At 41.4% G+C, this 11,967-nt stretch carries 9 protein-coding genes and 1 pseudogene; 5 read left to right on the top strand and 5 right to left on the bottom strand.

Features of this window, described 5'->3' with window-relative positions:
* Window positions 1-212: pseudogene (locus DU53_RS12895) on the top strand (IS4/IS5 family transposase); the annotation flags it as partial.
* A gap of 100 nt (window positions 213-312) precedes the next feature.
* Here DU53_RS12895 and DU53_RS07895 read toward each other — a convergent pair.
* The 5 genes from DU53_RS07895 to secG all read right to left on the bottom strand — a co-directional run bounded on the left by DU53_RS07895 (window position 313) and on the right by secG (window position 4,927).
* Window positions 313-744, bottom strand: a complete 432-nt coding sequence (locus DU53_RS07895; protein WP_063728325.1) for a hypothetical protein — start codon at window positions 742-744, stop codon at window positions 313-315.
* Window positions 745-939: 195 nt separating this feature from the next.
* A complete protein-coding gene (locus tag DU53_RS07890) occupies window positions 940-2,010 on the bottom strand; it encodes a hypothetical protein (protein WP_063728323.1) in 1,071 nt (356 codons plus the stop codon).
* Window positions 2,011-2,125: 115 nt separating this feature from the next.
* Window positions 2,126-3,373 carry an S-layer homology domain-containing protein gene (locus tag DU53_RS07885; RefSeq protein WP_063728322.1) on the bottom strand — a complete coding sequence of 416 codons (1,248 nt, stop codon included), beginning with the start codon at window positions 3,371-3,373 and terminating at the stop codon, window positions 2,126-2,128.
* A 98-nt stretch (window positions 3,374-3,471) separates the two neighbouring features.
* Entirely contained in the window at window positions 3,472-4,665 is a 1,194-nt protein-coding gene (tyrS, locus tag DU53_RS07880) for a tyrosine--tRNA ligase (protein ID WP_063728320.1), read from the bottom strand.
* Between the two features lie 10 nt (window positions 4,666-4,675).
* Window positions 4,676-4,927, bottom strand: a complete 252-nt coding sequence (gene secG / locus DU53_RS07875) for a preprotein translocase subunit SecG (RefSeq protein WP_063728318.1) — start codon at window positions 4,925-4,927, stop codon at window positions 4,676-4,678.
* Between the two features lie 91 nt (window positions 4,928-5,018).
* Here secG and DU53_RS07870 point away from each other — a divergent pair, with 91 nt between their 5' ends.
* The 4 genes from DU53_RS07870 to DU53_RS07855 all read left to right on the top strand — a co-directional run bounded on the left by DU53_RS07870 (window position 5,019) and on the right by DU53_RS07855 (window position 11,962).
* Window positions 5,019-5,552 (top strand): hypothetical protein, encoded by a 534-nt coding sequence (locus tag DU53_RS07870; RefSeq protein ID WP_063728317.1) that lies wholly within the window; start codon window positions 5,019-5,021, stop codon window positions 5,550-5,552.
* Between the two features lie 20 nt (window positions 5,553-5,572).
* Window positions 5,573-6,751: a tetratricopeptide repeat protein gene (locus tag DU53_RS07865; protein ID WP_063728315.1), complete on the top strand. Its 1,179-nt coding sequence runs from the start codon at window positions 5,573-5,575 to the stop codon at window positions 6,749-6,751.
* Between the two features lie 89 nt (window positions 6,752-6,840).
* On the top strand, window positions 6,841-7,617 hold the full coding sequence (locus DU53_RS07860; RefSeq protein ID WP_063728313.1) for a PEGA domain-containing protein: 777 nt from the start codon (window positions 6,841-6,843) through the stop codon (window positions 7,615-7,617).
* An 85-nt stretch (window positions 7,618-7,702) separates the two neighbouring features.
* A complete protein-coding gene (locus DU53_RS07855) occupies window positions 7,703-11,962 on the top strand; it encodes a VWA domain-containing protein (RefSeq protein ID WP_063728311.1) in 4,260 nt (1,419 codons plus the stop codon).
* Window positions 11,963-11,967: the final 5 nt, after the last annotated feature.

Raw genomic sequence — 11,967 nt, 5'->3', positions numbered from 1 at the left:
TGACGGAGAAGTATAAAAACCGTTGGGAGATAGAGAGAACGATTAACATTCTACAAGAATATTTCAATCTGGAATACATTTGGTATGTGAGAAACAGGAATTATGATGCGGTATTGGGTTTGGCCATATTGGCATACAATCTTTGTGTTATGTTCAATATCTTGAACAGCCGTCCTCACAGAAAGGTGGCTGATATTATTGGCTGTTACTGATTTTTGAGACACCCTAATTCAAAAAGATATGATCCGGATCATAATAAAACAGTAAACAACTAGAAATTACTACAATAAAGAGGATGGTAATAAGGAAATCTCACTTTTTATCATCAGAAGAAAATGAAAGCAAAGAAAAAGGGACAAGGAACACCAGAACAACCAGGAGTAAAATGCTCAGAGGCGTAGCAAAAGGTAGATTAATGTCCAGAAGAGATTCAACTGGTCTGATCCACCAATTAAGGTTTACGGTAACTACACCGACCAAAAATAAAAACAGACTCGCAATAGAACTAAAAACGGTAAAAAGCTTCAAAATACTTTTTTCTGGATTGATAGAACCAATTTGAAAGATTATCCCCTGAGTCAAAAGAGTCACTATCATCAAAAAATGAATTCCAGTATTCAGCGACAACTCCCTGGCTTCGTTTGGAAAAATTATCTCGTACACAAGCGCCGTAAAAAGGATTCCCAGAAATACTAGCGCCAAAAGAAGCAATAAATCCCCGACGATCAAACTCAAAAGTCTCATGCTTTCACTCCCAAACAAACGAAAATGCTATTAATGAAACAACATAAATTCAATGGTGCTCAGTTTTCTCTTTAATTCTGTGAAAGACATTTGCCATCTCATCTTTCTATTTTGCCATCATCTATACCATACATAAATAAACCCCCGGCCGTACATTGGTCGGGGGTTTTTCACAGCGTATCTATAACCTAAATATCAGAACGCAGCGTAGTAACCTACATATGCGTACCAGCTTGTAAGATCAACAAAGTCCACTCCAGCCTTTACACTGAGAAGGTCGTAAAGCTTCGAGGAAATGCTCAATGGAACTGTCATGCTTCCATCAAGAACGTAATAATCAAAGGTAACAGCGAGTGTAGGATCGGCAAGGAATCCAAGGCCGAGAGGAAGAGACAGAGAAGCGGCAGCTTCAACACTTATGTCTTTGTAATCAGCAATAACATCTCCAACAAGTCCCATCCACCAGTCTCTGTATTTACCAGAAGCGATCTTGGTGTTGATGGTAACAGGTCCGGCTTTGATTTCCATAGGAACAACTGCAAATTTAGCGCTAAGAGTTGGTGTTGCGGCGAAGTCATAGTTAACGTTCGTGTCAATGCTCACGAGATCACTTGCAAACCCAATGTTGGCACCAACGTACTGACCATTGAAGTTGGAGTATCTCATGTAAGCATCAAGATTAACAGGACCGAGAGTGGTTTTGTACCAGGCGTTTACAGTGTAATCGCCACCTGTTTTGAAACCAACTCTAAAACCAAGACCAGCAAAGATGTCCTCGGAGCTGATTTCAGCAGCAGCACCGGCGAATCCACTTGCATCGAGGCTGATCTGAGCGGCAACGTTTACAGGATCAACAGCAAACTTCGCAAGAACCTTGTCGCCTTCCTGAGTAGCAACGGAAAGGCCAAGGTCTTTCAATTCAAAGATAGCTGTTGGTTCCCAAGCGCCATCATCGACTTCAACGAACCACCATTTGCTGTAGTCGCCCTGGAATGCCATTGAGGAATACCAATTCGCAGCGATACGATCGTTGGAAAGTGAAATACCATTTAATGTTAGAGAACCATCGAAGCCGAGGCTTACACTAACATTTCCAGCGTCAACACCAAAACCTGCCCATTGGTTCCACATGAACATATTTGTGTGTAAGCCGTCTTTGTCAAGCTTAACTTCAAACCATGTTTCGCCACCGAGATTGACAGACGCTGTTCCAGCAAAAGCTGTCATAGCGATAACCAGAGTTAGAATAACCAGAAGTTTCTTCATGCACACTTACCCCCTTTTAAGAATGATATGCGCACTCGTATTTTAACACAAACCACTAGGTTGAATCAAATCGTGGCCCGCTTCCTTTGCAGCAGGCCACAAATCAATCAATCGTTTACTTACCTAACATAAGCACCATAACCGCTACTGCAGTTGAAACAACTGAAAGGATCATCGAGAAGTTTGTGTTCTTAGCGTTTGCTTCAAGCTTGGCCTCAAGATCGGCAATGGTTGCTTTGAGACCCTCAACGTCATCTTTGGCATTGGCTTCAACGATATTTATCTTTTTGTAGAGGAAGTTGAGTTTCTCTGAGAGCTGATCAGGTGTCACAACTTCAGCCTTCAAAGCGGCAAGCTCTTCGTTTGTAGCATTCAGAGCAGCCTCAAGATCCCCTACCTTCTTCTCGAGAGCCATGATATCAAAGACATTGGAATCGATCTGATCAAAGATGACCTCGATATCTTCATTCACCGAGCTCTTCAAGGCATCAAGATCAGCTTTCAAAGCGTAATCGGAAGCAGCTTCTTCGAGCTTACCAATTCTCTTGCCATAGTTTCTTTGCATTGTAAACATATCCGCGCTGAGTTTGTTTGTAACGTTCACTACGTATTCGAAGTCGTCCTTGGTAACGTAATTGTCCAGAGAGGCTTTAACACCAGCGAGTTCTTTTTCAAGCCCCATTATGGAAAACACGTTGGAGTCAACCTGATCAAAGATAACCTCAACGTTCTCGTTGAGTTTACCTACCTCAGCCATTATCGCGGCGTTATTCTTGCTCTCTTCTTTCTGAAGCATTAGAACTTTCGTGTAAAGCATGGAGAGCTTTTCATCCAGTTGCTCGGATGTTACAAAATTCTGGGCCTTGATTTCTTCAATGGCCGCAGCTTCATCTTTAAGATCCTTCCTCAGCTTTGCGATAGCCTGACCGAGGAGCTTGACCGTTATTTCGGTATCGGTAAGCTTCTTCTTCAGAGCGGTTATATCTGCGTCATGTGCATTGAGCAATGCAACGGCATCAGAAAGGCTCTTTGAAGTTCCCTCAATTCCCTTTACAACCTCAGAAATATCAAGGGAAAGACCGGCTACCTTTTTCGTCAAAGCAAAAACGAGTTCCTGAAGCTTAGCGTCTCCTGCATCGGAGTACTCGAGGAGCTTTGCCATAGCTTCCGCTAACTGATACCTCGTTACACTATCCGTTCCTCTGAATGTACCATCCGGGAATCCCTGAAGTAATCCCGCAGCTGTTGCTTTCATTACCGCATTGTAAGCCCAGTGCCCCTCTGGAACGTCAGTATAGTCTACCGCAAAGGCGAACACCACGCCAACAAGGGCAAGGACCAATACCAAGGAAAGTTTTTTCATGGAACCTACCCCCTTTCGGAAAGTTGTAAATCTGCCTAAAGCACGAATTTATTATACAGTATGCAGGCCAACTTGTTCAAGTTTTGATTTCTATAAGTTTAGCACGAAATCTTGAAGAATCTACGTTTACCGATACGTAGTATGTCCCCATTGGATACTGCGACCTTAGCATGTATATCTTTTATCACCGTGTTGTTCAGCCGAACACCGCCTTGAGAAATCAACCGTCTGGCCTCGCTTTTTGATGAAATATTAGCATATTTAACCATCAGATCTACAAGAGATAGTTCGGATTCTTTTACTTTAATTTCAGGTATTTCGCTGGGAAGTTCCTTTTTTCTGAAAACTTTTATGAAATTCTCTCTTGCACGCACCGCAGCTTCTTCACCGTGGAAAAATCTTGTTATCTCAAAAGCCAGCAACATTTTTACATCCCGTGGATTGATTTTCCTTGATTTTATATCCCTTTCGTATTGGAGAATCCGCTCTTCAGGAATGTCTGTGAGCAACCTCATATATTTAATTATTAAGGTATCGGGAATCGACATGAGTTTTCCAAACATTTCCTCTGGAGGGTCTTCAAAGGCAACATAATTGCCATAGCTCTTGGACATTTTCAAATTGCCATCGGTTCCCTCTATGAGAGGCATGGTGAGAATGACCTGGGGTTGCAAACCATATTCTTCCTGAATCTTACGCGCAACAACAAAATTGAAGAACTGGTCGTCCCCGCCGATCTCCACATCCGCTTTGACCACCACCGAATCATAAGCCTGGGCTAGCGGGTAAAGAAACTCTGCTATGCTTATAGGTTCGTTATTCTTATACCGCTTCTCGAAATCATTCCTTTCAAGCATCCTCGCAACGGTATGCTTAGCCGAAAGCCGTATCACATCTTCAAAACTCATACCATCCAGCCATTCAGAATTAAACCTTATCTCTGTTTTATCTCGATCGAGGATTTTAAAGGCTTGCTGACTGTAGGTGATGGCATTCTGTTTTGCTTCTTCTTTTGAGAGCATCGGGCGGGTTTTCGAGCGACCGGAAGGGTCGCCAATTCGAGCCGTAAAATCACCTATTATCAAAATAACGTGATGGCCGAGGTCCTGAAATTCCCGGAGTTTCCTGAGAACAACTGCATGGCCAAGATGAAGATCCGGTCTTGAAGGATCAACTCCAAGCTTGACTCGAAGCGGCCTTCCGAGCTTCAATCTTTCAATTAATTCTTCCTCCGAAATCAAGGAAACGGAGTTCCTTTTAAGTATCTGCAATTGTTTTTCCGGCACTTCCAAGATTATCACCTTACGACGGGAATGCTCTTGAGATAACAAATGTCAAAATAACGCTGTTCACCATAAAAGCGATGGAAAGGCCGAGGGTGATCTTCCCGGCGGTGTCCAGACCCTTTTTCCTTCCAAACATCGTATGAGAAGCACCACTGCCAAAAGCCGCACCTAATTCAGAACTCTTCGACATTTGACTCAACACGAAAAAGGTTAGGAGTACACTCAACACTACGTGGACACCTATCAAAACATATGAGAGTGCTACCATCTCTATACCTCCTGTAATATTATGATGTTCAGTTAGTATTATACTATAAAGTGTGGAAAGCTGAAAAAAATAATACTCCCGGAGGTGCAGGGTGAACAAACCAAAAAAGGTTATTGTTTACATGCCTCTTAAACCAGATGCAGCAAAACGCCAGAACCTTCCAGTAAAACTTCCAGTACTTCTGGAAGATTTACCAAAAATCATAGATAAAGAGAAAATTGACCTGGACGTGATAATAAGAGGTTTAGATGCCCAATATTCCGTTTCAAAGGACGATTATTATGGGTCATATCTCGTTTATTTCTGCTATGAGAAATTCAAGAAAGCATTAAACACAAACAATCTTGAAGAAGCCGAAAAATGGCTGGAAAAAGCAAAAAAAATCAAAGAAGATTACAGATATCACTTTTACAAAGGGCTTTTACTGAGGAAAAAAGGCGAATTAGGTTTAGCGGAAATTGAGTTGAGAAAATCCGTTGAGCTTAAAGAAGATTTTTATCTGGGCTATTACGAGCTTGGGCGGCTTATGCAGAAAAAAGGCGAATATGACGATGCTGTTAAATTCTACATACTATCCCTGGAAAAGGCACAGGGGGAATTCTCTCCTCCCCTTCTTGGATTATAGACACCTATATTGTCTCCGGAATGCTAGATTCTGCCCTGAAGATAATCGAGAACACTTCAAAGAATTTCCCGCTTTCGGCGGATTTGTACCTGAGAAAAGGGGTTATATACAACGAAAAACAAAATTATGCACTTGCAGAGCAAGCGTTCAGCGAAGGGCTAAAAAAAGAAGGGCGGTGGGAATTCCACTATAACAGAGCTTTCTCCAAAACAAGATTGGGAGACTTTTTAGGCGCTTATAACGACTTAAAAAAGGCATACGAGATGACGCAAGCAGTTGAGATTTTGTACGAACTAGGATTACTGGAACGAAATATGGGACTGGTAGAAGACGCCGTAGAACATCTCGAAAAATACTATAATGAAACAAAAGATTACAAAGCCACCGTGGCCCTTTCAAGATCTTTTACACTTTTAGGTGATTTTAAACAAGCCCGGGAATTGATAGATGAACTTCCGGATGAGAGCATTTACGAACTAAAAAAAGAAATTGCATTGTATGAAGGAATGGTCCAAGGACTCTCACAGGTTAATACAGAATTTGAAAACCCTGTCATGAGGAGCCTGGCAAAAAAGTACAATTCCGGCGAGTTAGAACTTTTGTTTGATAAACTGATAGACGCTACAGATATGAAAAACCAGGAGTTTGTTAATTTCGGCAAAGTTGATTATAGACATCTGCTGAATTATTTATCCAAATCAAATAATCCTGAACTCTCTAATAGAGCAACAAGACTTCTTACCGGCGAAATCCCGGAATCAATAGAACCGGACCTCTCGATGGTTGAATTATTCTTTGGGCTGCTCGTATCACTAAGGGAAAATATTCCAGAAGCAATGCTCCTTTCTTATCGTTTTCCTTTCCTTGTTTCCGGAAACGGTTCGGCTACTGCCTTGTTTAGAATACTTTACCGGGTTTACCTATGGTATCTCGGCGGTTTGAATTTTAATAGCGAATGGTTCCTGGAAGAAGTTATTGATGAAATAAAAGAGTTCCACTTTGAAACCGCCCTTTTTCTTTCCAGAGCTCAGGACAATAGATTGCTTGACGTAGATTCCGCTTTAGAAATAATCCCTACAAATCCAAAAGAGTTTTTACTTAAGCTTTTTTCGTTACTGGAAAAAGGCGGACTTCCTGAAGCAGCAAAGATAGAGGATGGATACTATAAGATCCTGCACATACTGGAATTAGGATCCTGATATCCCCAATGCGTTCCGTTCATTTAATCTTTTGAAATGAATCAAAGTTATCATATAATGGAGAAAAGAAAGATAAGGGGGAAGGTTCAATGAGAAAATTATTTCTCACGTTGTTTGTATTATTTTCTGTCGTCTCTTTTTCTTACGGGCTTCTTCAGGTTGAAACCTATCCATCCGACGCGAAGGTTTATATTGATGGTACTCATCTTGGATACACACCCTTTGAATTCTGGGTTGTGCCCGGTTACCACCGTGTAGCTGTGCAACTTAAAGGATTTGAACCCTCAGAAAAATATGTTTATATAGGGGAAAATCAAAAAGTTCAGCTTTCATTCAATCTGAAGATAAGGCAGGATTTCACACTAAAGATTGGAAGGATACTTTTAAGTTATGATGTAATGAGATTCGAACCAAGGGAATGGCTTTACAGAGAACTCAAAAACAGCCTGGAGAATATTTTACAAAACTGTAACCTTTCCGTGGAATTATCAGAAGGTTCTCTTTCCCCTGAAAAAGCCTCCGAAATAGTCGGATACGATTGGTACATTAAACTGGAGGTTACCCGGATCTCTTCTGAAGATGAAGATACAGTGCATGTGTTTGAGATCTCCACAAAGCTTTACAGCTTCGTTGATCCAGATACCCCCATTTATTCAAGAAGCTCAAAGGTTTATGTGGAAGGGCTAAGAGAAAACTTTTCACAAAATTTCATGGTGACCTTTCTGTCTCACCTGGGCGAAATAAGATACCAATTGCTCAATCGGGTTTATAGTGAGAGAACAGGAAAAATAGAGTTTTTAAATAATCAACATAGAAGACTACCCGGAAATAAAGATATTATTCAGAGCTTACACAGATATAAATAAACCTATCAGCGAAGAAGTACTTCTACACAGCGACGCTTACATTCTTGAACCTTCAGGAAGGATAGATCTCCAGAGTCTGGAAGCGTTGAAAAAGGAACCTTCGTTGAACTTCGTCCTTGAAGTTGATAGAAGTGGAAGTATGAAACCCGTTATGGAAAAAGCCAAGGATGCTGCTTCATATTTCCTTGACCTGCTTCCCGAAAACAGTGAGCTTGCCTTGATCGCTTTCGATACTGAAATAGAGGTTTTAAAAAACTTCACCCGCGATAGAGAACAGCTGAAAAGAGCCCTTGCTATTATAAAAGCAAGAGGTGCAACACCTCTTTATGACACCGTTGCAAAAGGCATAGAACTACTCTCAGAACGTTCAGGTCCACGATTTTTGATACTCGTTACTGACGGAGTCGATGCCAACTATGGAGATACCGCCCCCGGAAGTGAAAAGACGTTATCTGAAGTAATCCGTCTGGCCAGAGAAAATAATGTTGTCATTTTTGCAATTGGTCTCGGAACCAGAATAGACGAGTTCAGCCTTGGTACGCTTGCAAGATCTACCGGTGGAATGTTCCTGAAATCTCCAACGATAGATAATCTAAAAACTGCTTTTAATAGTCTTCTCGAAACCTTTGAGAATATTTATTTACTAAAATACAAAACTCAGGGTGCGAGATTGGCCAAACTACGACTAGATACTCCTGATACTTCAATAGAAGGTGAGTTTGTTATTCCATTGCCTGAGATCTCCCTTTCAATGACGGTTCCTTCCACTGTTACCGCTGGTATTCCATTTGAAATCGGAATAACTTCACTGGCAACAATGACCGAACCCCTGAAAACAGACATTATATTGCTGGATGAAACAGAAAACATCATCGATAAAAAAACTGTTACCTTTGAAGGCACTGCTAACGTAGAGCTTCTCCCACCGGAAGCCGGAAACTACTTTGTTGAAATCCGGGCACTTGATTATTTCACCCGAAAAGCAGTGAAAGCTGTATCAATTATTGAAATCGTTGATGAATACCTGGCCAGAGGCTACTATACAGAAGCCAGTAAAGTATTGAAAGCGTTCTTGGATAAAGCAAAAATTGATGAAAACGAGAGACAAAAACTTTCAGAACTGTACGTCGAAATAACTCTTAAAGCCGCATATGTCAACAATTCTATAACTAAATTGATCGATCTTACACGATTTATAGAAACGATACCGGAAGAAAACCGCAGCGATGAAATCCTCATAGCCGAATCTCTCGCATATCTTTTTGCCGGAAAATACGATTTGAGTCAGCAGGCGCTCAAAGCTGTTTCCTCGCCGCACGCCTTCGAAGAAAAGGTTGCAGCGCTTAAAATATTCTATTCGCTTTTAAATGAACCAGCATTGACCCTTGCGATTGCAGATAAATTCCTGGAAAACGCCTATGACCCTTATCTAATAAGAGCGATCGCTGAAGCCTACCTGAGAAACTCCATGGATGACAAAGCCCTGAAACTCGCTGAAAGGATTGTAAACGAAAAGTCTGGTGATCCGATCACTCTTGGTGCACTGTTTGCGGTTGGATTCGCAACCTCCAATACAGAACTAATGAAAGAAGCGATCGCCACAGCAGAAAAATACCCCGGTTTAGATGAATTGCGGTATTCATGGAAAATAACCAAAGTGTGGAAGGAAGAAGGCATAAAAAACGCATTATCTTATTTGGCCAGAAAAACACTGAAACCCTCTAAAAACGAGGTCCTTCTGAAAACCATGATTTTACTGGAAGCTTCCCGTAAAAATCGTGATAAATTGCAAAAAAACCTGATAGCCTTAAAAAGCATCGATCCAGAAGACACCAGATTCCTTTATCCACTTACCGGTGCAAAGATAAACGGCTTATTGAACCTGGAAAAACCATTACAAAAGAATCTCACAGTGGGTGAAAACACTAAAACCCCAATCAGGGTTTCTACCTCTACACCTTACGGCGCTATCTTTAATGTAAACAATATTCCCTTCGCGCTTTACATTGATCTGATGAGCCCCTCAATCCGCGGAGTTACGGTCTATTCGTCTATCAAAGGGATGAACGAACTGGAAATCAAAATGCTCGATTTAGGAATGAACAAACTTGGTAGCGTAAAACTCAATCTAGTGTGTGATTTAGAACCACCAACCCTGATCATTGCAGACTATTTCTTCACTTCAAAGAATACCGTTATAATCTCCTTCAAAATGAAGGATGATACCAGGATAGAGAAAGTATTGCTTGACGGCAAAGAAGTTGCCTTTGACCCTGATAACGAGCTGCAGAGAGTTGAATACACCACTGACAGAAAAACAAAATCTGTCATAGCAACCGTCATTGACGTTTCGGGAAAGATCACTCAAAAGAAATTCTATGTTATTTATGACACCAAAGCGCCAGAAATTACAATTACCGGTCGAAGAACGTCCGGTTCAGATTTTGCGAAGTTAAATATCCATGTCACCGACAATACCCGGCTTTCAAAAGTGCTAATAGATGGAACCCCTGTTAACGTGGGCGCCTCGAAAATCTACGAAGCCATCCATGAAATATTCCTCGACGATAAACCCATGAAAACGATCGTAGTAGAGGCGATTGATGCGGCCGGAAATTCGTCATCGAAAAGTTTTACTGTTGAACGTGATAGTGACGGCCCCGAAGTATCCGTTAAACTCGAAAGCACTATCGTATCAGGCAAAGTAAAAATGACCGTTTCAGCCACTGATATAAGCGGTATCGCAACGATAACCGTTGAAGGGCTTTCAAAAAATTACGATCTCCCACAAACGGTTTCAGATAGATTTGAAGTCGAAATTGCAAAATCCAAAGAATTGAAAATAGAAGTAACGGATGGTTCTGGAAATACCACAATAACATACAGGTATGTGTACGTGGATAAAAGTGCCCCGGTTGTCGACTATGACCTTATATTAGGTGAAGAAACAAAAGTCAAGCTCATCTTCAGTGATGACTCCGGGATCAAATATCTCCAGATCGGAAAAAAGATATTCAAACTGAATGGCGAAAGAAACCGGGAGTTTTCGATACCGGTTGAAGAAGTCAAAAAGGGGTTGAATTACGCTGTCATAGATATGGCTGGCAAGAGAACCGCTGGTACTTTAAACTGGATAGAAATTATTTTCGACCAGGATTACGGTGGTGCCATAGCAACCTCAAGCCTTGAATTATCTGGAAAAGTCTCAAAACCCGAGAATGAAACCGGAAGTATCCGGGTAAGTGTTAACGGCAGCGAGAATCCTCCAAAAACCATTGAAGGTGGAACCTTTGCAATACCCATTACTCTACAACCTGGCAAAAACACCATCCATGTCATTGCAAAATCAAGAACCGGGATCGGTGGAAAAAGTCTTCATATGAATTATTTCCATGGTACTGAAGCACTTACCGTGGAACTAAGCTGGGATAATGAAGATGCCGATCTCGATCTGTACGTGTATGAACCCGGAGAGAATATTGTCTATTTCGCTAACAGAGGTTCCGAATGCGGAAATCTAACCATGGATGAGAGAGAGTACATTGGTGGTAAACAAAAGGTAGAACGTTATGTTCTTTCCTATGGCAAGAACAAGGTTCCAGCCGAAGGAACCTACAAAATCAGAGTACATTACTATCATTCAGAAAAAATACCTAATCCGGTAAAATTCAAGATAAAGGCAAACGGATTCGGCATACATTTTGAAAAAGAAGCGACATTGACTTACTTCGATCCAGATAATACTCGCCCTTCCGCAAATGGCAGCGATTGGTACGATGCTAGCACTGTTGAGCTCTTGCTCCCGGATAAAGAACGTCCTGTGGTTGAAACAAACATTCCTGAAATACTGGTTACACAGCGAAATCACGTTGAAATAACAATCACCGCGACAGACAACAAGGGACTTAACGTTGTGGTAACAAGTGCTGATTACTGGAATATCTCCAGCAAAGTCGTGCAGTGCTATGGAAGGAAGAACCTTTCCTTCAAAGAAACCCGTTACTTCCCTGATGGTCATTCGGTTTTCTTCGTTATGGTTGAAGACATCCACGGTCTTACAGACACAAAAACACATGAAATTTTTGTTGATTCAGCCCCTCCTCTCATTGAAACCACCATACTCTCCACACAAGGGAACGAAGTGATGGTAAAAATCACCGTATCTGACAACTTCGTTATCAAATCCGTTTCCATTGGTGATACCACATACAGTATAGGAGACATTCATAACAGGGAGAATCATTTTGAAATAATAAAGACCTTCTCCATGAACGATGTTTCAAAGCTTAAGGTAGTAGCCAGAGATCTTGCAGGAAACCTCTCACAAAAGACGATCGGATGGTGATAGAC

Origin of the sequence: Kosmotoga sp. DU53, assembly GCF_001639905.1 — a bacterium.
Lineage (GTDB): Bacteria > Thermotogota > Thermotogae > Petrotogales > Kosmotogaceae > Kosmotoga > Kosmotoga olearia.
The sequence above is the reverse complement of the archived record's forward strand: the minus strand, read 5'-3'. Positions and strand labels throughout refer to the sequence as shown.

Coding starts and splice junctions, on each gene's coding strand:
- DU53_RS07895 (WP_063728325.1), bottom strand. CDS start 744: ATGAGACTTTTGAGTTTGATCGTCGGGGATTTATTGCTTCTTTTGGCG.
- DU53_RS07890 (WP_063728323.1), bottom strand. CDS start 2,010: ATGAAGAAACTTCTGGTTATTCTAACTCTGGTTATCGCTATGACAGCT.
- DU53_RS07860 (WP_063728313.1), top strand. CDS start 6,841: ATGAGAAAATTATTTCTCACGTTGTTTGTATTATTTTCTGTCGTCTCT.
- DU53_RS07885 (WP_063728322.1), bottom strand. CDS start 3,373: ATGAAAAAACTTTCCTTGGTATTGGTCCTTGCCCTTGTTGGCGTGGTG.
- secG (WP_063728318.1), bottom strand. CDS start 4,927: ATGGTAGCACTCTCATATGTTTTGATAGGTGTCCACGTAGTGTTGAGT.
- DU53_RS07865 (WP_063728315.1), top strand. CDS start 5,573: ATGCTAGATTCTGCCCTGAAGATAATCGAGAACACTTCAAAGAATTTC.